At 67.1% G+C, this 23138-nt stretch carries 24 protein-coding genes; 15 read left to right on the top strand and 9 right to left on the bottom strand.

From position 1 onward, the window contains the following. Window positions 1–10 precede the first annotated feature (10 nt). The 3 genes from ACJ7Z0_RS28105 to ACJ7Z0_RS28115 all read right to left on the bottom strand — a co-directional run bounded on the left by ACJ7Z0_RS28105 (window position 11) and on the right by ACJ7Z0_RS28115 (window position 2972). A complete protein-coding gene (locus ACJ7Z0_RS28105; protein ID WP_434792479.1) occupies window positions 11–970 on the bottom strand; it encodes an isoaspartyl peptidase/L-asparaginase family protein in 960 nt (319 codons plus the stop codon). Next, window positions 967–1932 carry a MurR/RpiR family transcriptional regulator gene (locus ACJ7Z0_RS28110; protein ID WP_434792480.1) on the bottom strand — a complete coding sequence of 322 codons (966 nt, stop codon included), beginning with the start codon at window positions 1930–1932 and terminating at the stop codon, window positions 967–969. The genes ACJ7Z0_RS28105 and ACJ7Z0_RS28110 overlap by 4 nt, the downstream gene beginning before the upstream one ends. Window positions 1933–2078: 146 nt before the next feature. Further along, window positions 2079–2972 carry a LysR substrate-binding domain-containing protein gene (locus ACJ7Z0_RS28115; RefSeq protein ID WP_431131142.1) on the bottom strand — a complete coding sequence of 298 codons (894 nt, stop codon included), beginning with the start codon at window positions 2970–2972 and terminating at the stop codon, window positions 2079–2081. A gap of 84 nt (window positions 2973–3056) precedes the next feature. Here ACJ7Z0_RS28115 and ACJ7Z0_RS28120 point away from each other — a divergent pair, with 84 nt between their 5' ends. Further along, a complete protein-coding gene (locus tag ACJ7Z0_RS28120; protein ID WP_434792481.1) occupies window positions 3057–4229 on the top strand; it encodes an NAD(P)/FAD-dependent oxidoreductase in 1173 nt (390 codons plus the stop codon). Window positions 4230–4280: 51 nt separating this feature from the next. Next, window positions 4281–5312 (top strand): class I fructose-bisphosphate aldolase, encoded by a 1032-nt coding sequence (locus ACJ7Z0_RS28125; RefSeq protein WP_434792482.1) that lies wholly within the window; start codon window positions 4281–4283, stop codon window positions 5310–5312. Window positions 5313–5315: 3 nt separating this feature from the next. Here the strand turns inward: ACJ7Z0_RS28125 and msrA are convergent, their stop codons facing one another. The 5 genes from msrA to ACJ7Z0_RS28150 form a co-directional block, all read right to left on the bottom strand. Beyond that, a complete protein-coding gene (msrA, locus tag ACJ7Z0_RS28130) occupies window positions 5316–6020 on the bottom strand; it encodes a peptide-methionine (S)-S-oxide reductase MsrA (protein ID WP_434792483.1) in 705 nt (234 codons plus the stop codon). A 137-nt stretch (window positions 6021–6157) separates the two neighbouring features. After that, on the bottom strand, window positions 6158–7663 hold the full coding sequence (locus ACJ7Z0_RS28135) for an alpha/beta hydrolase family protein (protein ID WP_434792484.1): 1506 nt from the start codon (window positions 7661–7663) through the stop codon (window positions 6158–6160). 195 nt (window positions 7664–7858) lie between these two features. Beyond that, on the bottom strand, window positions 7859–8761 hold the full coding sequence (locus ACJ7Z0_RS28140) for a transglutaminase family protein (RefSeq protein WP_235505173.1): 903 nt from the start codon (window positions 8759–8761) through the stop codon (window positions 7859–7861). 79 nt (window positions 8762–8840) lie between these two features. Then, window positions 8841–10682, bottom strand: a complete 1842-nt coding sequence (mnmC, locus tag ACJ7Z0_RS28145; protein WP_434792485.1) for a bifunctional tRNA (5-methylaminomethyl-2-thiouridine)(34)-methyltransferase MnmC2/FAD-dependent 5-carboxymethylaminomethyl-2-thiouridine(34) oxidoreductase MnmC1 — start codon at window positions 10680–10682, stop codon at window positions 8841–8843. Between the two features lie 7 nt (window positions 10683–10689). Continuing rightward, entirely contained in the window at window positions 10690–10962 is a 273-nt protein-coding gene (locus ACJ7Z0_RS28150) for an oxidative damage protection protein (RefSeq protein ID WP_012748083.1), read from the bottom strand. Between the two features lie 137 nt (window positions 10963–11099). On the opposite strand from ACJ7Z0_RS28150, the gene ACJ7Z0_RS28155 reads away from it, so the two are divergent. The 13 genes from ACJ7Z0_RS28155 (at window position 11100) to ACJ7Z0_RS28215 (ending at window position 22185) form a co-directional block, all read left to right on the top strand. After that, window positions 11100–12128, top strand: coding sequence for a sulfate ABC transporter substrate-binding protein (locus ACJ7Z0_RS28155; protein WP_434792486.1), 1029 nt, complete (start codon window positions 11100–11102; stop codon window positions 12126–12128). A gap of 132 nt (window positions 12129–12260) precedes the next feature. Further along, window positions 12261–12845, top strand: coding sequence for an NADPH-dependent FMN reductase (gene ssuE, locus ACJ7Z0_RS28160; protein WP_434792487.1), 585 nt, complete (start codon window positions 12261–12263; stop codon window positions 12843–12845). A gap of 104 nt (window positions 12846–12949) precedes the next feature. Beyond that, entirely contained in the window at window positions 12950–13084 is a 135-nt protein-coding gene (locus ACJ7Z0_RS28165; protein WP_434792488.1) for a hypothetical protein, read from the top strand. Window positions 13085–13098: 14 nt separating this feature from the next. After that, window positions 13099–14055 (top strand): sulfonate ABC transporter substrate-binding protein, encoded by a 957-nt coding sequence (locus tag ACJ7Z0_RS28170; RefSeq protein ID WP_434792489.1) that lies wholly within the window; start codon window positions 13099–13101, stop codon window positions 14053–14055. Beyond that, window positions 14052–14204, top strand: coding sequence for a hypothetical protein (locus tag ACJ7Z0_RS28175; protein ID WP_434792490.1), 153 nt, complete (start codon window positions 14052–14054; stop codon window positions 14202–14204). Before ACJ7Z0_RS28170 ends, ACJ7Z0_RS28175 begins: the two co-directional genes overlap by 4 nt. 33 nt (window positions 14205–14237) lie before the next feature. Beyond that, window positions 14238–15407: an FMNH2-dependent alkanesulfonate monooxygenase gene (ssuD, locus tag ACJ7Z0_RS28180; protein ID WP_434792491.1), complete on the top strand. Its 1170-nt coding sequence runs from the start codon at window positions 14238–14240 to the stop codon at window positions 15405–15407. Between the two features lie 8 nt (window positions 15408–15415). Further along, window positions 15416–16264 carry an aliphatic sulfonate ABC transporter permease SsuC gene (ssuC, locus tag ACJ7Z0_RS28185; protein WP_434792492.1) on the top strand — a complete coding sequence of 283 codons (849 nt, stop codon included), beginning with the start codon at window positions 15416–15418 and terminating at the stop codon, window positions 16262–16264. Window positions 16265–16275: 11 nt separating this feature from the next. Beyond that, window positions 16276–17253, top strand: coding sequence for an aliphatic sulfonate ABC transporter substrate-binding protein (locus ACJ7Z0_RS28190; protein WP_434792493.1), 978 nt, complete (start codon window positions 16276–16278; stop codon window positions 17251–17253). Beyond that, window positions 17250–18080: an ATP-binding cassette domain-containing protein gene (locus tag ACJ7Z0_RS28195; protein WP_434792494.1), complete on the top strand. Its 831-nt coding sequence runs from the start codon at window positions 17250–17252 to the stop codon at window positions 18078–18080. The genes ACJ7Z0_RS28190 and ACJ7Z0_RS28195 overlap by 4 nt, the downstream gene beginning before the upstream one ends. 34 nt (window positions 18081–18114) lie before the next feature. Continuing rightward, complete coding sequence (locus ACJ7Z0_RS28200) at window positions 18115–19404, top strand: O-acetylhomoserine aminocarboxypropyltransferase/cysteine synthase family protein (protein ID WP_434792495.1); 1290 nt, start codon at window positions 18115–18117, stop codon at window positions 19402–19404. A 66-nt stretch (window positions 19405–19470) separates the two neighbouring features. After that, complete coding sequence (locus ACJ7Z0_RS28205; RefSeq protein WP_007829250.1) at window positions 19471–19686, top strand: TOBE domain-containing protein; 216 nt, start codon at window positions 19471–19473, stop codon at window positions 19684–19686. A 136-nt stretch (window positions 19687–19822) separates the two neighbouring features. Then, a complete protein-coding gene (gene epsC, locus ACJ7Z0_RS28210) occupies window positions 19823–20740 on the top strand; it encodes a serine O-acetyltransferase EpsC (protein ID WP_434792496.1) in 918 nt (305 codons plus the stop codon). Window positions 20741–20814: 74 nt separating this feature from the next. Continuing rightward, the gene (locus tag ACJ7Z0_RS28215) at window positions 20815–22185 is read left to right on the top strand and encodes an NAD(P)/FAD-dependent oxidoreductase (RefSeq protein WP_434792497.1); all 1371 of its coding nucleotides are present in this window, start codon (window positions 20815–20817) and stop codon (window positions 22183–22185) included. On the opposite strand, the gene panE is transcribed toward ACJ7Z0_RS28215, so the two are convergent. Then, the gene (gene panE / locus ACJ7Z0_RS28220) at window positions 22172–23119 is read right to left on the bottom strand and encodes a 2-dehydropantoate 2-reductase (protein WP_434792498.1); all 948 of its coding nucleotides are present in this window, start codon (window positions 23117–23119) and stop codon (window positions 22172–22174) included. The genes ACJ7Z0_RS28215 and panE overlap by 14 nt on opposite strands. Window positions 23120–23138: the final 19 nt, after the last annotated feature.

Below are 23138 nucleotides of genomic sequence, written 5' to 3' on the forward strand. Positions count from 1 at the left end.
AAGGAGGGCGTCAGGCGAAGATGGCCGTGACCGGCGTTTCATCGCCGCGGGCATGGCCGCGGTACATGCCTTCGGTGTTGAAGGCGAGGCTCAGGTTGCCGTGGCGGTCGACGGCAATCAGCCCGCCGGTGCCGCCAATGGCCGGCAGCGACTGCTGCACGACGGCATGCGTGGCTGCTTCGAGCGTGGCGCCGCCGTAGGCCATGCGGGCGCAAACGTCGTAGGCCGCCGCGACGCGGATGAACATCTCGCCGCTGCCGGTGCAAGAGACGGCGGCGGTGCGGTCGTCGGCATAGGTGCCGGCACCGATCAGGGGCGAATCGCCGATGCGGCCGACGCGCTTGTTGGTCATGCCGCCGGTCGAGGTGGCTGCGGCGAGGTGGCCGTGCATGTCGAGCGCGACGGCACCCACGGTGCCGAGCTTCTTGTCTTCGTCGAGCGGCGGCGTCGTCATGGCCGCGCCTTCATGGTCCGTCACCACGCGGCCGGTGCCGCGCACGCGGTAGAGCTGCTGGCGGCGCGCGTCGGTGGAGAAGAAGGAGGGCTCGACCATCTCCAGCCCGTGTTCGCGCGCGAAGGCTTCGGCGCCGGGGCCGGCGAGCAGCACGTGGGCGCCGTCTTCGAGCACGGCGCGCGCGGCGCGCACCGGGCGGCGGATATGGCACACGCCGGCAATCGCACCGGCGGCCAGGGTGGCGCCGTCCATCACGGCGGCATCGAGCTCGTGCGTTTCGTCGTGCGTGAAAACCGAGCCATGGCCTGCGTTGAAGAGCGGGCAGTCTTCGAGCAGCTCGACCGCGAGGCAGGTGGCATCGAGCGCGGAGGCGCCCTTCCGGAGCAGTGCCTGAGCGGCCAGCACGAAGCTTCGCAAGGCATCGTGATAGGCCTCTGCCTGGGCTGCATCGGTCGTGGCGGCGCTGATGGTGCCGGCACCGCCATGAATGGCGATGACGGGCATGACGTTGTTCATCGGGAAACTTTCTTCTTTTTCTTGCGGGCGTCGGCCGTGGCGGCGGCGCCGGCGAGTTGTGTGGCGGCATCGGCTCGCGGCAGGCCTTGGGCGCCATGCAGCCAGGGCCGCACGGCCTGCAGGATGCGGCTCGCGGACTGGACCGCGCGCGGCGCCCGCAGCGCCACCGCGCTGGTCAGCGCCTCGATCAACGCCAGCACGCTGGTCTCGCAGTTCGGCCGGTAGCTGGTTTCGGTCTGGCAATAGAGCACCACGTCGGCCAGCGGCGCCAGCGGCGAACTCGGGCGGTCGGTCAGCGCCAGCACGGCGCAGCCCTGGCCCTTGGCAATCTGGGCCAGCGCCACCGTGTCCGTGAGGTAGCGCGGAAAGGTCAGGCCGATGAACAGGTCCTGCGGCCCGGCGTGCATCAGCGAGCGTGCCGCATGCGTCACGCCGCTGACGCTGGAGAGCATCCGCACGTCATTGCAGCTGCCGTCCAGGCCGTGCTGCAGCAGCCCCGCCAGCCACGCGCTGGCGCCGAAGCCGGCAATGTAGACAGAGCGCGCCTTGCCGATGCGCTGCACCGCGGCTTCGCAGGCGGCGTAGTCGAGCGACTGGCGCGTGGCTTCGATGTTGCGGCGGCTTTCGTCGAGCGCGGTGGCGAACACTTCGGCCACGGTGGTCGGATGCTCGAGGTTGCCGCGCAGGCGCTCCACCGGCGCCACCAGCGATTCGAACCCGCGAACGAGTTCGGCGCGAAAGGTGGCGTAGCCGTCGAAATCGAGTGCCCGGGCAAAGCGGTTGGCCGTGGCGACGGACACGCCGACGGCGGCTGCAAGCTCGTCGATCGGCAAGGTCGCAACCTGCAGCGGATGCTCCAGCACGAAGTCGGCCACCTGGCGGTGCGAACGCGTCAGCCGCGGCAGGGCCTGCGCAATGCGCTGGGCCACGGTGGTGCCAGTGTTGTCGACGTTGGTGCTCATGCGTGGGTTCGTGCACCCGAAACGGGGCATCCGATGAAAACGAGTTTACAAATATAAGACAAAAAAGAAAATTTTCTGTCATTTTTGATCGAAGGAGCAAATTGCAGGCCAGCAATGGGCCGCAGTCGAGCGCTTCGACGATCCTGTCAGCCGGGCGTGAGCCCAAGCACCCAGCGCTTGAAGTGCTCCAGCGCCCCGGAAGCCGGGCGGCCTTCGGGATGGGCGAAGTAGTAGCCCTGGCGCACGTCCAGGTGGCGGTCGATCGGGATCACGAGTTCGCCGGTTCGCAGTTCGCGCTCGATCAGGATGCGCGGCGCAAGGCCCACGCCCATGCCGGCGGCCGCAGCGGCCGTCACCATGGTGAAGAGTTCGTAGCGCGGCCCGCGCGAGGCGTGCACGGTGTAGTCCCAGCCTTGCTGCGCATACCAGTCGCGCCAGGCGTGCGCGCGCGTGCCCAGGTGAACGTGGCGGCAGCGTTCGAAGGCCGATTCGTCCCACGGCCCGTTGGCATCGCGAAACGCGGGGCTGCAGACCGGCACCATTTCGCCCTCGGAAAAGATCAGCCCGCCCTGGGTGTTGGGCCAGAACTGGTCGCCGAAGTAAATGGCGGCGTCGTAGGCGTTCTCCTGGAACGAGAAGGGCTGCGACCGCGCCGAGAGATTGACGGTGATGTTCGGATGCCGACGGCTGAAATCGGGCAGGCGCGGAATCAGCCATTGCGTGGCGAATGTGGGCACCACGGCCACTTCGAGCACAAAACCCATGTCGTGGCCGGCGCTGATCTCCAGCGTGTCGCGGCGGATCTGGTCGAGGTGGCGGCGGATGCGTGCCGCGTATTCGCGCCCCGTATCGGTGAGGGTGAGGCGCCGGCGCACGCGCGAGAAAAGCGGCACCCCCAGCCGCTGCTCGAGCGCGGCCACCTGCCGGCCGACGGCGCTCTGCGTCAGTGCCAGCTCGGCCGCCGCACGGGTGAAACTCCCCAGCCGCGCCGAGGCCTCGAAGGCTTGCAGCGCACCCAGGTTGGGAATGTCTTTTCTCATCGTTGCTATTCTGCGGGCGGGGCTCGCGGTTTTTCGCGGCGCTTGGGACAATGGCATGTCGGCGAGCAGCAAGAAAGGTATTTCATGCGTCGTGTGGTGATCATCGGCGGCGGCGCGATCGGCTCCGCCATCGCTTATTTCTTGAACCGGGATCCAGAGGAGGAACCGTTCGAGGTGACCGTGGTCGAGCGCGATTTTTCGTACACGCAGGCGTCGTCGGCCCTGTCGGCCAGTTCGATCCGGCAGCAGTTCTCCACCGCCGTCAACATCGAGATGTCGCTCTACGGCATCGAGTTCTTTCGCGCCCTTGGCGAAACCCTGCGCGTGGGCGACAACGTGCCCGACATCGGCCTGGTCGAGCCCGGCTATCTGTACCTGGCGCCCACGGACGGCGTCGAAGTGCTGCGCGAGAACCACGCGCTGCAGAAGACGCATGATGTCGACGTGATCTTGATGACGCCGGATCAGCTGGAGGCGCGCTTCCCCTGGATGTCGAAAGAGGACATCGCGCTCGCGTCGCTGGGCCTTTCGGGCGAGGGCTGGTATGACGGCTACAGCCTGTTGCAGGCCTTTCGCAAGAAGGCGGTTTCGCAAGGCGCGCTGTATGTGCAGGCCAAGGCGACCGGGTTGCAGCGCGACGGCCATCGGGTGAAGGGCGTCGAACTCGATATCGGCAACGTGCTCCAGGCCGACGTCGTGGTCAATGCCGCCGGTGCCTGGGCCGCCAAGGTGGCGGGCATGGCCGGCATCGACCTGCCGGTGCGCGGCCGGCGCCGCATGGTGTTCAGCTTCTCGTGCCCCGACACCCTGCCGGGCTGTCCGTTGGTGATCGACACGTCGGGCATCTGGTTTCGCCCCGAGGGCCGCCGCTTCATCTGCGGTTTTGCGCCGCCCCAGGATCGGGACCGCGACGATGCGCCGCTCGAAGTCGACTACCGGGTGTTCGACGATTTCATCTGGCCCGCGCTGGCCAAGCGCGTGCCCGTCTTCGAGGCCATCCGCATGACCGGCGCATGGGCCGGCTACTACGAGATGAACCTGTTCGATCACAACCCGATCCTGGGCCTGCATCCGGACTGCGAGAACCTGTACTTTGCGAATGGCTTCTCGGGGCACGGGCTTCAGCACTGCCCGGCAACGGGGCGCGGAATCGCCGAACTCATCCGCTACGGCGAGTACCGCAGCCTCGATCTGTCGCCGGTTTCGTTTGCGCGGATCCTGGAGGACCGGCCGCTGCTCGAAAAGAACGTGATCTAGCCGGAGGCCAGGCACAGGCGTACGATCGTTGCAAGCGAGGGTCACATCATCATGACTTCACAGGCATTGATCGATACCGCACAGGCACTGGTCGCAGGAGACAAGGGGCTGCTCGCCATGGACGAGAGCAACGCCACCTGCCACAAGCGCTTCGCCAAACTGAACATTCCCCAGACCGAAGACGCGCGGCGCGACTGGCGCGAGCTGATCGTCACCGCACCGGGCCTGGGCGCATGCATCAGCGGCGCGATTCTTTTCGACGAAACCATCCGGCAGCGAACCAGCGCGGGCGTGTCCTTCGTCTCGGCGCTGGGCGCCGTGGGCATCATTCCCGGCATCAAGGTCGACACCGGCGCGAAGCCGCTGGCGGGCCATCCGGGCGAAACGGTCACCGAAGGCCTGGACGGCCTGCGCGAGCGGCTGGCCGAGTACGCTGGCATGGGCGCGCGTTTTGCCAAATGGCGCGGCGTCATCACGCCGGGGCCCGGCTTGCCCAGCCGCGCATGCATCGAGGTCAATGCCCACGCGCTGGCCCGCTACGCGGCCCTGTGCCAGGAGGCGGGACTCGTTCCCGTCGTCGAGCCCGAAGTGCTGATGGAAGGCGACCATTCCCTGGCTCGCTGCGCGGAAATCACGGAAGACACGCTGCACACGGTCTTCGCCCAGCTGCATCTGCAGGGCGTGTTGCTCGAAGGCATGCTCCTGAAGCCGAACATGGTGCTGCCCGGGCAGGCCTGTCCGCAGCAAGAGAGCGTGGAAGAAGTTGCCGATGCTACGGTGGCGTGCCTGCTGCGCACCGTGCCTGCCGCAGTGCCGGGGATCGCTTTTCTCTCGGGCGGCCAATCGGCGCAGCTCGCTTCCGCGCGGCTGAATGCAATGAACCAGCGATTCAAGTCGCGGCTGCCCTGGGCATTGGCATTTTCATACTCGCGCGCCGTCCAGCAACCGGCGCTGGATGCCTGGAAAGGCGACTCCGCCAATATGGAGGTGGCGCAGAAGGCGCTCGTGCGTCGCGCACGCTGCAACCAGGCGGCACGCCGCGGCGGCTACGACGCGCTGGCGGATGCACCGGAAGCGGGTTGAAGTTCAGCCGCCCTTTGCCGGGTTCACCAGCACAGGCGTCGCCCGGTAGCTCTCGGGAAACAGCTTCTTGAGGTTATCGAGCTTCGGCATGTCGTAAATCACGACGTAGCCGTATCTCGGATTGCGCGTGAGAAAGTCCTGGTGGTAGGCCTCGGCCGCATAGAAGGGCTTCGACATTTCGATCGTGGTGGCCAATGGCTTGCCGAAGGTCTTGGCCTGGTTCAGCTGCGCGATGTAGTCCCTCGCCACGCGGGCCTGCTCGATGTTCTCGGCAAACACGGTGGAGCGGTATTGAGGGCCCGTGTCCGGCCCCTGCCGGTTCAGCTCGGTCGGGTCGTGCACCACCGAAAAAAAGATCTGCAGCAGCTTGCCGTAGCTGACCTGCTGCGGGTCGTAGTTGATGCGCACCGTTTCGGCGTGGCCGGTTCGGCCGGAACCCACCTTGTCATAGCGTGCGGTCTTCGCGTCGCCGCCGGCATAGCCCGACACGGCGTTGTTCACACCCTTGACGCGCTGGAATATGCCTTGCACGCCCCAGAAGCAGCCGCCGGCGAACACGGCGGTCTCGTATTTCGCGGTGGGCGGGGTCATCAAGTCGAACCTGGGCGGCGGCACGCGCCGGGCCGGCTCGGCGGCGAACGAGGGCGCTGCGTGCCAGGCCAGGGCTGCGGCCACCAGCGTGCCGGCGGCAAGTGCGAGGAGTCTCATGCGTCGTCCTTCAAGGCATCTTCGGTGCCAAGCCGATGGTGCGACATTGCCGCCGTTTGCAACGGGCGTCAATGTCGCTTCCCCGCCTCTTGCCGCGCGAGACTCGGCCCGCCGGTCACATGCCGGTCACACGCCGATCAGGGCGGGCAGGGGCGAGCGGCGGCTGCGCCCGGCCGGGTTGCCTTGCTGGTGGCGCCTTCGTCCACCGTGCCCAGCGGGCGCGTGAACGTGCAGCCATAGGCCGGGTCCGCCACCGTGGCCGCGGTGACCACGTCGTCGCCCGCCGGCTTCACGCCGTCGCGCTCCCACTTGACCATGGCGTCGAAGGCTTCGACCTGTTCGGCGAGCGTGAAGTCGCAGTGCGAGATGCCCCGAACCGCGCGCTGCACCAGCCAGCCGCCGTTGCCCTTGGCCGCCGCGCGCTGCTGGTAGATCTGCTCCATGCTGAAGGGCACGTAGAGGTCGCCCAGCGTGTGCAGCGTGACCACGGGAATCTTGAATTCGCCGTTGGCCTTGGGGATCCAGCGCAGGCCGTCGGTACGGAGGCGGTTGGCGTCGGCCGCCGCCGTCAGCTTGAGCACCGAGGCGTTCAGGGCCGTGGTCCCCGGCACGTCGCCGTCGATGGTGTAGGTGAAGCGGTTGGTGTCGAGGGTGCTCCTGTTCAGGATGCCGTTGACCGTGCCGTCGCTGCCGAACACACCCCACACCGCCGCGAACGAGCCGCCCTGCGTAAAGCCGAGGTCGAACATCGGCCGTTCGCCCCCGGTGAGGTTCTTCACTACTGAGGCGAACTTCAATCCGGTGGCCGTCGGCGTGCCCGGGAAGGCGGTGTACAGCGTGCCAGTGACTTGCGCCTTGATGTCCAACCAGTTGACGGTGGGGTACTTGGGCAACCCGGCCAGCGCCTGCGCGGCGACCTGCGCGCCCGAGAAATAGTCGAACAGCTCGGTGTCGCCGAGCACGCCGCACATCGGCACTGCGCCGTTGTACTTCACCTTGTGGTTGGCCGTGGCGTAGGCCTCGTCCTCGATGGCCGCCGCGGTGATGTGGCCGCCCATCGAGTGGCCCGTGATGTAGAGCCTCGACGGTGCCGCGAGCTCGCGGCCGTTGGCCTTGGCGATGGCGTTGAACTGCAGGGCCAGCGCATTGGTGTCTTCAACGCCCGCGCGCACGTCGTAGAAGTTCTTGCTGTAGCTCGAGGCGGCCCAGGCGTAGCCGTTCTGGATCAGGTAGCGGCGGATGGACGGGTCGTTCACCTTCAGCAGGTTGACGTCGCCGGCATAGCCGTGCGCGTACATCACGAGCTTGCCGTTCCAGTTGGCGGGCACTTCGACGCGGTATTGCGCGCCGCCCAGCATGCCGGCCCAACGGCTGGTGGTGGCGTTGTCGATGGTGTCGCCGGCATCGGCCGCGAGCGCCGCAAAAGTGGTGGCGGCGGGATCGGCGGGCGCGAAGGAATTGCGGCTGTCCTGCAGGCGCGTTTCTTCGGGTGGAGGCGGGGGAGGGGGCGGCGCCGGTGGCGCGGGAGCCGGAGCCGGAGGCAGTGGCGTGAAGGCAAAACCGTTGCCGCCGCCGCCCCCGCCGCAGGATGCGACGGCAAGGCTGGCTGCGAGGGCAAGAAATGTCAGGCGCGCTGAATGCATGGGTGTCTCTCTCCGTTTTCTTGGTGTTGGGAAGAAGCCCGGCGCAGCGGAGCCTCAACCGACCGTAGAGAACGACCGTGCTATTTCGCTGAACCGGCGGGGCAGCGTAGGGGCGTTGCCGGGCGCGTCGGTCCGGGCTTTCCCGTAGCTGCTATCTCCTGCGCGACACCGCGAGACACCTGCGCGCGGAGGGCTTCAGCCTTCCTTGCGCCGCGTCACCACCACGGTGGCATCGAGGCCGTCGTAGGCCTCGGCATCGCCATACCAGCTGCCGGAGATCGGCGCGGCCTGCGCCGGATCGCGCGTGACGCCGACGCGAATAAGTTGCCCGCTGCCCATGAGGTTGTTGGTGGGATCGAAGGCGAGCCAGCCGATGCCCGGCAGGTAGGCTTGCAGCCAGGCATGCGTGGTGCCGGCGCCGGTCATCGATTCGCCGGGCGCCTGGGCCGCGCGGTCGAGCGCGGCGTCATAGAGATAGCCTGAGACGAACCGGGTGGCGATGCCCAGGCGCCGCGCGGCCTCCATCATCAGGAGCGCGTAGTCGCGGCAGCTGCCGCTGCCGAGCGCCAGCGTCTGCAGCGGCGTCTGCGTGCCTTCCTCATCGCGCGCCTTGTATTCGAGGCTCTGGCCGATGTGCGCGTTCATGCGCGCGAGCACTTCGCGCGTGCTGTTGGGCTGGTCGGTGTGCAGGAACTGGTGGGCCCAGCGGATCAGGGTTCCACCCGCATCGTCGTCGTGGTGCGGCCGCAGGTAATGCTCCAGGTCGAGGCGCTCCTGCACCGTATAGGCAAAGGGCAGGAACTCGGCCGCCGGATCGAGCGCGAGCTGGTCTTGCTGCGCCGGCACGTGCTCGATGGTGAAGGAGCACACGATGCGCAGCTCCGTGGCCTCGCCCATGGGCTGCACCAGCGCAACCGAATTCGAATGCGGGTCCTGGATCAGCCGCGTGAACGACTGCGGGCTCACCTGCAGGTCGGTGGCCAGCACCCGCAGGTCGTGGCTGTCGCGTGGCCGGAACATGACGCGGTGCAGCCCGAAGGTCACCGGTTTCTTGTAGCGGTAGACGGTGGTGTGCGTGATGTCGTATTGGATGGCCATGCGGAGCATTCTCACGTGTTGGCGTGCGCCGTGGTGGCTGCGGGCGGTCAGATGCCGCCGATTGCCAGGAAATGTGGGCCTAAGCCTGCGTGCGCTGCGTGCCCAGCGCCTTCGCCAGGTTGGCCGGCAATGGCAGCGGTTCCCCATGCCATTGCGCGGCCAGCAGCTCCGCGCACAGGGCCGCGAAGCTGAGCCCGCGCGAGCCCAGTGCGGTGCATGCCCACAGGCCGTCCTCGTCCAGCGGGCCGACCAGCGGGCGGCGGTCGCCCGATGCGCAGCGCACGCCGACCCAGGCGTTGGCCTCGCCGCGATCGAAGCTGGCGGCCAACCCCGCGGCGGCGGCGGGGTGCAGCCGCTTCAGGCGCTCGCGGTTTGCTTCGGCATCGGCGTCGTTCGGCGCGAGCTCGGTGCTGTCCCGGTCGAAGGTGGCGCCGGCGAGCCAGAGCAGGGCGCCTTCGCCTTCGGGCACGTGGGCGATCAGGTGGCCGTCGCCGTTGAGCGGCGTGGCGGGCAGCGCGAGTTCGTCCGTCACGCGGCCCCACGCGACCTGCCCGCGCACCGGCTGCAGTGGAAGCTGGGGAGCGAAGCGGCCCGATTGGTAGCCTGCCGCAACGACGATGCGGTCGGCTTCGGCCAGCAACCGGCCGTCGTCGCCGAACAGCTGCCACCCCGCCGCGCTGTGTGAAACGCGCGCAACCGCCGCATTGCCGCGAAACTCGACGCCCGGCTCGCGCAGCCACGCCTCGATCAAACGCGAAGGGCGCACCCAGCCCGCACGTGCGTGCCAGAGCGCGGGCGCATCGGCAGGCAGCCCCGTCTCTGCCAATTGCGCCGTGCTTGCGGGCCACGACTCATTGGGGCCGCTGTCGCTCCATCCGGCGGGCACCCGCGCGTCGCCCTCGGGTCGGCGCTCCAGCACGCCGCCAGCACGCCAGTCGCGGCCTTCTTCCAGCAGGCGTTCCAGCTCGAGCCACGTGCCTCGAATGCCGGCGCGCGTGAGCCGCGACAGCAGGGCGTCGTCGGGCGAGACATGCGGCGCCATCACGCCGACCGGCAGGCCCGAAGCGCCGGCGGCCGGGCGATCGGCCGCATCGAGCACCGTCACCTGCCATCCGCGCCGTGCCAGGCTCGCCGCCACGGCCGCCCCCGCCAGCCCGGCACCGATGACTGCGCAGCGCCCGGGGGCCTCGACGTGTTCGGGTGCAGGGCCGCGGCGGCGCACCGTCCACGCAGGCGCGAACACGCCGGCAAGGCAGTCGCGCTTGGGTGGCAGGCCCTCGCGTCTTTCAAGCTGAAAGCCGTTCTGAGAGAGCACGTCCCGCACCGCGCGGGCATAGGTCCAGGTGGCAAGGCCGGTGCCCTGGCGGGCAAAGCGTGACACGGCTTTCAGCGTGTCGGGCGACCACATTGCGGGGTTCTGCTGCGGGCTGAAGCCGTCGAGAAAGATGCTGTCGGCCTCGAAACGCTGCGCGCGCAGCATGGCCTGCACGTCGCCGATGCACAGCGTGAGCAAGACCCGGCCCTGGTCGAAGGCCAACCGGTGAAATCCCGGCAGCAGCCCCTGCCACTGGGCGGCCAGTTCCTTGGCCAACGAGGCCAGCTCGGGATACGCCTCGGCAGCGCGCAGCAGGTCTTCGGCACCCACGGGATGCGCTTCGACCGAGACGAAATGCAGCAGCCTTGGCCGGTTGGCGTCCTCGCGCCAGGCCTGCCAGGTTGTCAGAAAATTGAGGCCCAGGCCGAATCCGGTTTCGAGAATCCGCCATTGCGGCCGTCCGTGCCAGGCTTCGGGCAGGCCGCAACCGCCCAGGAACACATGGCGCGACTGCGCCAGGGCTCCGGTTTCGGTGTGGTAGATGTCGTCGAAGCGCTCGCTGTACGGCACGCCGTCGGCGCGCCAGGCGACGGGCTCGGCGGCCAAGACGGGCTCAGTTCGAGGGGGGAACGTAGCCCTGGGCAACGTCGGCGCCTTCGCCGAAGAAGTGCTTTTCCATCTGACGGGCCAGGTACTGGCGGGCGCGCAGATCGGCCAGATTCAGCCGGTTTTCATTCACCAGCATGGTTTGCTGCTTGAGCCAGGCGGCCCAGGCTTCCTTGCTGACGTTCTCCCACAGGCGCTTGCCCAGTTCCCCGGGATAGGGCGGGAAGTCGAGCCCTTCGGCCTCTTTGCCGAGCTTGATGCACTGAACCATGCGTGCCATTTTTTGATGCCTCTGGTGGGGAAAGCGGTTGCTTAGTTGATTTTGCTATTTAGAACTGAGAACTCGGTCGTTCCAGTTTCTATATGTCGTATTCAGAATACGTGGCTTCATCGATATGCCTTTTTGAGCCAGACACCATGAGCCTTCGCCGCGACTTTATCAAGCTTTCCCTGGGGGCCGGCGTGGCCGGTGCCATGGCCCTGACGGCGTTGCCGTCGTTTGCGCAGGGCGCCGCCCCCGTGACGCTGCTCAACGTGTCCTATGACCCGACGCGCGAGCTTTACGTCGACTACAACCGCGCGTTCGCGAAATACTGGAAGGCCAAGACCGGCCAGGACGTCAGCATCAAGCAGTCGCACGGCGGCTCGGGCAAGCAGGCCCGGTCGATCATCGACGGCATCGATGCCGACGTGGCCACGCTGGCGCTGGGCGGCGACATCGACGCGCTGGTCACGCACGGCGGCGTGGTCAAGGCCGACTGGCAGAAGCGCCTGCCGCAGAACTCGGCCCCCTACACCTCGACCATCGTGTTCCTGGTGAAGAAGGGCAACCCCAAGGGCCTGAAGGACTGGGACGACCTCGTCAAGCCGGGCGTGCAGGTGATCACGCCCAACCCCAAGACCTCGGGCGGCGCCCGCTGGAACTACCTGGCCGCCTGGGAGTTCGCCAAGCGCAAGTACGGCAGCGACGCCAAGGCCAAGGAATACATCGGCAGCCTGTTCAAGAACGTGCCCGTGCTGGACACCGGCGCGCGCGGTTCCACCATCACCTTCGTGCAACGCGGCGTGGGCGACGTGCTGCTGGCCTGGGAGAACGAAGCCTTCCTGGCGCTGAAGGAATTCGGCACTGAGAAGTTCGAGATCGTGGTGCCTTCCATTTCCATCCTGGCCGAGCCCACGGTGGCGGTGGTCGACAAGGTGGTCGACAAGAAGGGCACCCGCGCCGTGGCCGAGGAATACCTCAAGTACCTGTATTCCGACGAAGGCCAGGACATTGCGGGCCGCAACTTCTACCGCCCGACCTCGGAGAAGGCCAAGGCCAAGTACGACAAGCAGTTTCCCAAGCTGACGCTGGTGACCATCGACCAGGCCTTCGGCGGCTGGGCGAAGGCCGACAAGGCGCACTTCGCGGACGGCGGCTCGTTCGACCAGATCTACACGAAGTAGGGCTCACAGCCCGCTCCGGGCTGCACCCCTGTGGCTGTCGCTTCGCCCCTCTCCTGAGGGGGGGCGGGGAGACCGCTTCCCGCATCGAAGCCTCCCGGCTGTCGATTGCGCCCTAACCAACGAAAGCCATCTGTGTCCGTTCTCCTGATTGCTGGCAGCCCTTCGGCACCGTCGCGCTCCACCGCCTTGCTCGAGGCCGTGGCCGAGCGGCTGGCCGGCCGCAATGCGCAGATCGAGCGGCTCGCGATCCGTGATCTGCCGGCAGCGGCGCTGCTCTTGGCCGACTGGAACCATCCGGCCATCGAGCGCGCCATCGCGCAGGTGGCGCGTGCGCGTGTGGTGGTCGTGGCCACGCCGGTCTACAAGGCGGCTTACAGCGGCGTGCTGAAGGTCTTCCTCGATTTGCTGGCGCAGAACGCGCTCAAGGGCAAGACGGTGCTGCCGCTGGCCACCGGCGGCAGCCCACACCACATGCTCGCGCTCGACTATGCATTGCGGCCGGTGCTGCACGCGCTCTCGGCGCGCCACATCCTGCCGGGCGTGTACGCGACCGATTCGCAGATCACGCTGACGCCCGAGAACGCCTACCAGGTGCATGCCGATCTGGCCGAGCGGCTCAACGAGGCCGTCGAGGTGCTCGCGACCGAAGGGCTGAAGCTGCCCGCGACACACGGCTTCGAGCCGGTCCCATTTTCCCGCGTGCGATGTAGCGTCTGACGGGTTCTTCGTCGAACCCTCGCTCAGCCAATCTCATTTTCGTTCCCCATTTTGAAGTCGCCCGTACGCGGCGAGGGGACAGCTTTGCCCAAAGGAATCCACCCATGAACCCCGTAGCCACCGAAGACTCCGCGCTCGAAACGCCGCCTCGCTCCATCTGGCGCGCGCTGCGAGACCTTGCCATCAGCACGATCGTGGTGACCGCCGTTGCGCTCATCGTCGGTTTCATCTCGGCCTGAAAGGACACGCCTTCATGACTTCGATCTCCATTCCGCGCCGACGCCTGCTGCAGGGCACGGCCGCCGCGCTTGCGCTGCCTTCGTTCGCGGCGCTGGCCCAGGCGCAGGGGCGCCAGCTTCGTATCGGCCACCAGAAGGGGGCCCTCAGCATCCTCAAGGGCCGCGGCACGCTCGAGAAGCGCTTGGCGCCGCTCGGCGTGTCGGTGAAGTGGACCGAGTTCACGGCCGGTCCGGTGCAGCTCGAAGCACTGAACGTCGGTTCCATCGACTTCGGCGACGTGGGCGAAGCGCCGCCGATCTTCGCGCAGGCCGCGGGGGCGCCGTTGGCCTACGTGGCAACCACGCTTCCGCGGCCCCAGTCGGAAGCCGTGCTGGTGCCCAAGGGCTCCGCCATCAGGACCGTGGCCGACCTGAAGGGAAAGAAGATCGCTCTCAACAAGGGCTCGAACGTCCACTACTTCATCGTCAAGCTGGCCGAGAAGCACGGCCTCGCGTACAGCGACCTGAACCTCGTCTACCTGCCGCCGGCCGACGCGCGTGCCGCATTCGAGAAGGGCTCGGTCGATGCATGGGTGATCTGGGATCCGTTCCTTGCCGCCGCCGAGAAGTTGCTGGAGGCCCGCATCCTGGCTGATGCGACCGGCGTGGTGGGCAACCGCGGCTATTACTTCTCGTCGCTTGGCTATGTGGCGAAGAACGCCGACGTGCTGGCCATTGCGATCGAGGAGATCAACAAGGTCGACGTCTGGGGCGCCGCCCACAAGAACGAGCTGGCAGCCGAGTTCGCCGCGCTGTGGGGGCTGCCCCAACCGGTGGCCGAACTGACCGTGGCGCGCGCGGCCTATGGCACCACCCCCATCAGCAAGGCCGTGCTCGCCGAGCAGCAGAAGATCGCCGACACCTTCTTCGACCTGAAGCTGATCCCCCGAAAGATCAGCGTGCTCGAGGCCGCCGCGGCGGGCACGTTGTGACGCAGCCGTTGCAGGACCGCGCCGCACGCGTGGTGGCCACCACCACGCGCGCCTGGGGCATTGCCGGACAGCAACGGCGCACACGTGCCGGCTTTCCGCGCCTGCGCTTCGCACTGCCCCGCGTGCGCGGCTTTTTCTTCGCCATCTGAGGGGCCGCCTGGCCCGAACCGACGGAAGACGACATGCAGATATTCTGGTTTCTCCCCACCCACGGCGACAGCCGCTACCTCGGCACGAGCGAGGGCGCGCGGCCCGTCGATCTGGCTTACCTGCAGCAGATCGCAGGGGCCGCCGACAACCTCGGCTACGAAGGCGTGCTCATTCCCACCGGTCGCTCGTGCGAAGACCCCTGGGTGATCGCCTCGAGCCTGATCGGCGCGACGAAGAAGCTCAAGTTCCTGGTTGCGGTGCGGCCCGGGCTGCACCAGCCCAGCCTCGCTGCGCGCATGGCCGCGACCTTCGATCGGCTCTCGGGCGGCCGCCTGCTGGTGAACCTGGTGACCGGCGGTGACCAGGCCGAGCTCGAAGGCGACGGCGTGTACCTGGACCATGCGGCGCGCTACGAGCAGTCGGCCGAGTTCATCCGCATCTGGCGCGAGATTCTTGCGCGCAGCCATGACGGCCTGGGCTTCGACTACGAGGGCCGCCACCTGAGCGTCAAGGGCGCCAAGCTGCTCTATCCGCCGGTGCAGACCCCCTATCCGCCGGTGTGGTTCGGCGGCTCGTCGGTCGCCGCGCACGAGCTCGCGGCCGAGCAGGTCGATGCCTACCTCACGTGGGGCGAGCCGCCCGCCGAGGTGGCCAAGAAGATTGCCGACGTGCGCAACCGCGCGGCGCGCAAGGGCCGCAAGGTCGAGTTCGGCATCCGGCTGCACGTGATCGTGCGCGAAACCGAAGACGCCGCATGGAAAGCCGCCGAAGAACTGATCAGCCGTGTCGACGACGAGACCGTGATCCGTGCCCAGGCCGCCTTCGCGCGCATGGATTCCGAAGGCCAGCGCCGCATGGCGGCGCTGCATGCGGGCGGCGCCAGGCGCTCGCGCGCCGAACTCGAGATTTCGCCCAACCTCTGGGCCGGCGTGGGGCTGGTGCGCGGCGGCGCGGGCACCGCGCTGGTGGGCGACCCCAAGACCGTGGCGGCGCGCATCGAGGAATACGCCGCGCTAGGCCTCGACAAATTCATTCTCTCGGGCTACCCGCATCTCGAAGAGGCCTACCGCTTCGCCGAGCTTGTGTTTCCGCTGCTCTCGCGCAAGGCGCAGACACGGCTTGCGGGCGGCTCGCTCAGCGGGCCGTTCGGCGAAGTGGTCGCCAATCTCGACGCGCCTTCGCGTCTCGCTTCCCAAAGCTGAGGACCCCCATGACGGAACAAGTGCAAGAACTGCCGGCGGTCGCGCCTTCAGAAGAAAACGCCGGCCGGGCACTCCGGGCCTTCGGTGCCAACGTGGCGGGCCGGCTGGTGCCGTGGCTCGTGCCGGTGGGGCTGATCGTCTTCTGGCAGATTGCTTCATCGCTGGGCTGGCTCTCCACGCGGGTGCTGCCGGCGCCGGTTGACGTGGTCAAGGCGGCGTGGGGGCTGGCGGTGTCGGGCGAGCTCTGGACGCACGTCAAGGTGAGCGCGGGCCGTGCGCTCGCGGGCCTCGCCATCGGCGGCGGAACCGGGCTGGTGCTGGGCCTTTTGACAGGATCGGTGAAGTTCTTCGAGACGCTGCTCGACTCGACCATCCAGATGGTGCGCAACATTCCCGCGCTGGCGCTCATCCCGCTCGTGATCCTGTGGTTCGGCATCGACGAGTCGGCCAAGCTGTTTCTGATCTCGGTGTCGGTGTTCTTTCCGATCTACCTCAACACCTTTCACGGCATTCGGAACGTCGATCCGCAACTGATCGAGATGGGCCGAACCTATGGCCTCTCGCGCTGGCAGCTGTACCGCGAGGTGATCTTGCCGGGCGCGCTGTCGTCCATCCTGGTGGGCCTGCGCTTTTCGCTCGGGCTGATGTGGGTGATCCTGATCGTGGCCGAAACCATCTCGGCGCAGGCCGGCATCGGCTACCTCACGATGAACGCCCGCGAGTTCCTGCAGACCGACATCGTGCTGGTTGGCATCCTGCTGTATGCGCTGCTCGGCAAGCTGGCCGACCTGTTCGCGCGCGGGCTGGAGCAATGGTGGCTGCGCTGGCATCCCGGCTACCAGAAGAAGCCGAAGTGAGGGCAGGGCGCATGACGACCTCTTCCACAATTTCGCGCCGCACGGCCATCGCAACGCTGGGCGCACTGGGTGCCGGTGCGGTGCTGGCCCAGGGCGCAACGGCGCGGCCTGCCACGGTGCGGCTCGGCTACCAGAAGTCTTCGACACTGACCGCGGTGCTCAAGGCGCAGGGTACGCTCGAGAAGCAGTTGGCCCCACTCAATGTCACGCTGAGCTGGCACGAGTTCACCAGTGGGCTGCCGCTACTCGAGGCGCTGAACCTCGGCAATCTCGACATCAGCGCCGACGTGGCCGACACCGTGCCGGTGTTCGCACAGGCCGCCGGTGCCGACCTGACCTTTGTCGCACAGGAGGCACCTTCGCCCGCCGCGCAGGCCATCCTCGTGCGCGAAGACTCGCCGCTCAAGTCGGTCGCCGACCTGAAGGGAAAGAAGGTCGGTTTCGCCAAGGCGGCCGGCGCACACTATCTGCTGATCGCGGCGCTGGAGAAATCCGGCCTGTCCTTCAAGGACATCGAGCCCGCCTACCTGACACCGGCCGACGGCCGCGCCGCCTTCGAGCGCGGTGCCATCGACGCCTGGGTGGTGTGGGACCCGTTCCTTGCCGCGGCCCAGCGCCAGGCCAGGGTGCGCGTGCTCGCCGACGGCACCGGCATCGCCTCGTACCAGCGCTACTATCTTGCCGGGACCCCGTTCGCAAAGGCTCGCCCGGACGTACTTCGCGTGGTGTACGCCGAGCTTGAGAGAACCGGCCAGTGGGTCAAACAGAACCCGAAGGAAGCGGCGGCGCTGCTGTCGCCTGTGTGGGGCCTCGATGCGGCGACGATCGAGCAGGCCAATGCACGCCGAAGCTACGCGGTGCGCCCCGTCGTGGCCGAGGCGCTGACCGAACAGCAGCGCATCGCCGATGCCTTCTTCGCGGAGAAGCTGCTTCCCAGAAAGATCAACGCGCTCGACGTGGTGCTCTTCCAACCGAGGCTGAAATCATGAGTGCCGTTCTGAAAGACATCCAGCAACCGGCCATCGCCGGCGGTGTTCGCCTCGAGGCGCGCGGGCTGCACAAGCGCTATGGCGACCGCGAGGTGCTGCGCAACACGCAGCTCGGCATCGAGCCGGGGCAGTTCATTGCCATCGTCGGGCGCAGCGGCTGCGGTAAGAGCACGCTGCTGCGGCTCATCGCCGGACTCGAGGAGGCCAGCTCCGGCGGTCTCTACACCGACGGCAAGGCGATCGACGGCCTGCACGACGACACCCGGATCATGTTTCAGGAAGCGCGCCTCTTGCCATGGCGACGCGTGCTCGACAACGTGACGCTCGGCTTGCCCGGCGACGCCAAGGCACGCGGCAAGGAAGTGCTCGCGCAGGTGGGCCTGGCCGACCGCGAGAACGAATGGCCGGCGCGCCTGTCGGGCGGGCAGCGCCAGCGGGTGTCGCTCGCACGCGCATTGGTGCATCACCCGCGCCTGCTGCTGCTCGACGAGCCCCTGGGTGCACTCGACGCCTTGACCCGCATCGAGATGCACCGCCTCATCGAAAACCTCTGGCTGCGCCACCGCTTCACCGCGCTGCTGGTGACGCACGACGTGCAGGAGGCCGTGGCGCTGGCGGACCGCGTGATCCTGATCGAGGACGGCCGCATTGCGCTCGACGAGAACATCGCGCTCGCCAGGCCGCGGTCGCAGGGCGATCCGGCTTTTGCGGCCATTGAGAAACGCATTCTCGACCGCGTGCTGCAGAAGGCCGGAGAGGCAGAGCCCGCCGAGACGGACGCAAGCTGGCTTCAGCCCTCGGCGCACACGCTGCGCTGGGCGATCTGAACTCGTTCATCCACAAAAACAGAAAGGCAGTTGAATGTCGCAGAACTGGAAATTCGAAACCCTGTCGGTACACGCCGGCTACTCGCCCGAACCGACCACGCGCGCCGTGGCGCCGCCCATCTATCAAACGGTGGCCTATGCCTTCGACAGCGCCCAGCACGGTGCCGACCTGTTCGACCTGAAGGTGCCGGGCAACATCTACACCCGCATCAACAACCCGACACAAGACGTGCTCGAGCAGCGCGTGGCCGCGCTGGAGGGCGGCATCGCGGCGCTGGCGCTGGCTTCGGGCCAGGCGGCCGTGACCTATGCGATCCAGACCATTGCGGAGGCGGGCGACAACATCGTCAGCAGCACCGCGCTCTATGGCGGCACCTATAACCTGTTTGCGCACACGCTGCCGCAGTTCGGCATCACCACGCGCTTTGCGGACCATCGCGATCTCGGAAGCTTCGAGAAGCTCTTCGACGAGAAGACCAAGGCGGTGTTCGTCGAATCGCTTGGCAACCCGGCGGGCAACGTGACCGACATCGCGGCCATTGCCGAGATTGCGCACCGCCACGGCGTGCCGCTGATTGTGGACAACACCGTGCCTTCTCCCTACCTGAGCCGGCCCATCGAGCATGGCGCCGACATCGTGGTGCACTCGCTCACCAAGTACCTGGGTGGCCATGGCACCAGCATCGGCGGCGCCATCGTCGATTCGGGCAAGTTCCCATGGGCCCAGCACAAGGAGCGCTTCAAGCGCCTGAACGAACCCGATGTGAGCTACCACGGGGTGGTCTACACCGAGGCGCTGGGCCCGGCCGCCTACATCGGCCGCGCGCGGGTGGTGCCGCTGCGCAACACGGGTGCGGCCATCTCGCCGTTCAACGCCTTCCTGATCCTGCAGGGCATCGAGACGCTGGCGCTGCGCATGGACCGCATCAGCAGCAACGCGCTGTCGGTGGCGCAGCACCTGAAGACGCACAAGGCCGTGAAGTGGGTCAACTATGCGGCGCTCGAAGACCACCCCGACCATGCGCTCGCGAAGAAGTACTTCGGCGGCAAGTCCAGCGGCGTGCTGACTTTCGGCATCGGCAGCGGCCGCGAGGGTGGCGCGAAGTTCCTCGATGCGCTGAAGCTCTTCACGCGGCTCGTGAACATCGGCGACGTGCGCTCGCTGGCCACGCACCCGGCCTCGACCACGCACCGCCAGCTCTCGCCGCAAGAGCTGGCGAAGGCCGGCGTGACGGAAGACACCGTTCGGCTGTCGGTCGGCATCGAGCACATCGACGACCTGATTGCCGACCTCGACCAGGCGCTGGCCGCGGCAGCCGGCTGATCCGCATCGCTTCCATTTCCCTTCACTCCCATTCGAACCATTCTTCAACCCGAAAAGAGAAACATCATGTCCATTCAAGCCATCAACGTCCGCAACCAGTTCAAGGGCAAGGTCCGCGAAATCATCCGCGGCGACGTCGTCTCCGAAGTCGATGTCGAAACCGCCTGGGGCATCGTGACCTCGGTCATCACCACGCGCTCGGTCGACGAACTGCAGCTCAAGGTGGGCTCCGACGTGGTCGCGCTCGTCAAGTCGACGGAGGTTTCGATCGCCAAGCTCTGACGGACCCTCGAGCTCGCGAACAACCCGGCACCGCCTTGGTGCCGGGTTTTTTTCGATTTCGCAGTCGGGTTTTCCGTTCTTGGCACATGGATCGCGGGCTTCTACAGTGTCGGTTACAACGCCCGGAGAGAACACCATGGTCAACTTCGAAGTGAGCGACATCGTCCGCGCACTGCACGATGCGCGTAACGAGTGGCGCGATTCGCAGCGCCGCTCGCGTGAACCCGGCGCGACGCGCGAATTTCCCTCGCGGGAGGCGCTAGCGCAGATCGTGGAGCTGCTCAAGGGCGCGCTCTTTCCGATGCGGCTCGGACCCCCCGAGCTGCGCCACGACAGTGAAGATTTCTACGTCGGCCATACACTGAACACCGCCCTGGAGTCGCTGCGGGTGCAGGCGCGGCTGGAGCTGAACTTCAATGCGCGCCACCAGCCGCGTCCCGCGAGCGAGATCGACCAGGCAGCGACCGACGCCGTTCGCCAGTTCGCGAGTGCGCTGCCGGGCCTGCGCCGGCTGCTCGACAGCGACGTGCTCGCGGCGTACCAGGGGGACCCGGCGGCGCGCAGCGTCGACGAGGTGCTGCTGTGCTACCCCGGCGTGCTCGCGATGATCCACCACCGCTTTGCGCACCGGCTCTACGAACTCGGCCTGCCGCTCTTGGCACGCATCGTGGCCGAACTGGCGCACGCGCAGACCGGCATCGACATCCATCCCGGCGCGCAGATCGACGCGGGCTTTTTCATGGACCACGGCACGGGCGTCGTGATCGGCGAGACGGCGGTCATCGGCAAGCGCGTGCGCCTGTACCAGGCCGTGACGCTGGGCGCCAAGCGCTTTCCGACCGACGCCGAGGGCTACTTGCAGAAAGGCCTGCCGCGGCATCCGGTGGTGGAGGACGACGTGGTGATCTACGCAGGCGCAACCATCCTTGGCCGCGTGACGCTGGGGAAGGGCGCGGTCATCGGCGGCAACGTGTGGATCACCGAGGACGTGAAGCCGGGTGCAAGCGTAACGCAGGCCAGCCTGCAGAACGCACCGAAGGGCCACGCGCCATAAGGGGTGAGCCGAAGGTCCGGGCGTCGTCGGCCACGCTATGCTTCGCCATTGTTAACAATGTTGCTTGCATCCGCATGTCCTTGCCTCAAGCCACTTCCTCCGCTTCTTCTTCCATGCCCCCGGCCGCCGACGAGTCCTGCGATGTGCTCGTGATCGGCGGCGGTCCCGCGGGGGCCACGATTTCGGCGCTGCTCGCGCAGCAGGGCCGCAAGGTGGTGCTGCTCGAAAAAGCGCATCACCCCCGTTTTCACATCGGCGAATCGCTGCTGCCGGCGAACGTGGAGCTTTTCGACAAGCTCGGCGTGCGCGACCAGGTCGAGAAAATCGGTATGCCCAAGTTCGGCATCGAGTTCGTCTCGCCGGAGCATGAGCACCGCAGCTATGTGGACTTTGCCGAGGGCTGGGACAAGTCGCTCGACTCTGCCTGGCAGGTGCGCCGCTCGGAACTCGACGAACTGCTGTTCCGCAACGCCGCCACGCGCGGCGCGCAGACGCTCGAAGGCTGCAAGGTGCGCGACGTCGCCTTCGATGCCGATGGTGCCACGGTGCAGGCTGAAATGGACGACGGTGCCAAGCGCAGCTGGCGCGCCCGCTTCGTGGTCGATGCCACGGGGCGCGACACGCTGCTGGCCAACAAATTCCGCTGCAAGGAAAAGAACCCCGACCACAACAGCACCGCGCTGTTCGGCCACTTCACCAATGCCGAGCGGCTCGAAGGCAAGAAGGAAGGCAACATCAGCATCTGCTGGTTTCCGCACGGCTGGTTCTGGTTCATTCCGCTGGCCGATGGCACCACCAGCGTGGGCGCGGTCTGCTGGCCCTATTACCTGAAGACGCGCGACAAGCCGCTGAAAGACTTTTTCTACGACACCATCGGGCTGTGCCCAGTGCTCGTGGAGCGGCTCAAGAACGCCACGCTTGTCGACGATGCCGTGCACGCCACCGGCAACTTCTCGTATTCGAGCACCCATGCCACGGGCGACCGCTACCTGATGCTGGGCGACGCCTTCACCTTCATCGACCCGATGTTCTCGTCGGGCGTGTACCTTGCCATGCACAGTGCCTTCGACGGCGCCCAGCTGGTGGCCACGGCGCTCGACAAGCCCGCCGAGTTGGCGCCCGCGCGCAAGGATTTCGAGGCCATGATGCGCAAGGGACCGCGCGAATATTCATGGTTCATCTACCGCGTGACCAACCCGACGATCCGCGACATGTTCATGCATCCCGGCAATCCATTCCGCGTGAAGGAGGGGCTGATGTCGCTGCTGGCCGGCGACATCTACCGCGGCACGCCGATGTGGCGGGCGCTCGGCATGTTCAAGTTTCTTTACTACTTCATCTCGATCACCCACATGCGCCGCACGTGGGAGGGGTGGAAGCGCCATCGCTTCAACATCCGCGACATGGGCGCGTTGAAGGGCGAGACGATTCTCAAGTCGGAGTAGCGTCGCGGCTGGCCAGTGCGGCCCGCGCCTCGTAGGCCTTGAGATGCACGTAGGCCGTGCGCAGCACTGAAGGCGCCGGCGATTCGGCGCGCGCTGCGCGGTTCAACAGGTCGCCGATGATGTGGTCGGCCTCGACCGGCGCGCCGCGCACGATGTCCTTGTACATGGACGCCGTCATCGGCGAGCCCGGCGCGGTCATCATCTTGCGGCCGCGCTCGATGGCCGCCGGCCGCGGGGCGAAGCCGTTGTGCGCGGCAATGGCGCAGCATTCGTCGAAGATCGCGAGCGCTACGTCCTGGCCGCCTGCCGCCACGACATCGCCGATGGATGCGCGCATCAGGCTCGTGAGGCCTGCCGCCGAGGCGATGAAGATCCATTTCTCCCACATGTCCTGCGAGATGGTTTCGCTCGCTGTAGCGTCGAACTTCGCTCCGGCGAACTGCGCCTCGATGGCATCGATACGCGCTGATCGGCCGCCCGCGCGCTCGCCGAAACTCAAGCCGTGCATGTCGTTGAGGTGCAGCACGCGGCCTTCGTCGTCCAAGGTGGCGGAGATCATGCAAAGGCCGCCCAGCACGCGCTCGTCGCCGAATCGCTCGATCAGCCGATCGATGTGCTTCATGCCGTTCAGCAGCGGAAGAATGACCGTCTCCGGCCCGACCGCCGACGCGAACGAATCCATGGTCGAGTCGAGGTCGTAGGCCTTGCTTCCGACGAGGATCACGTCGAAAGGCGCCTCGATGTTTTCGGCCACCACGTAGGGCGGCGAGGGCAAATTCAAGTTGCCGAAGGGGCTTTGGACCTCCAGCCCGCTTTTCGCGATCTGTGCCGCGCGCCGCGGGCGCAGCAGAAAGGTCACGTCGCGTCCCGCCTCGAGCAGTCGGCCACCGAAATAACCACCGAGTGCGCCGGCACCCACCACGAGAAATCTCATTGCGATTCGCTCCTGAGTC

The sequence above is a fragment of the Variovorax palleresanus genome (assembly GCF_051144945.1).
Lineage (GTDB): Bacteria > Pseudomonadota > Gammaproteobacteria > Burkholderiales > Burkholderiaceae_C > Variovorax > Variovorax paradoxus_S.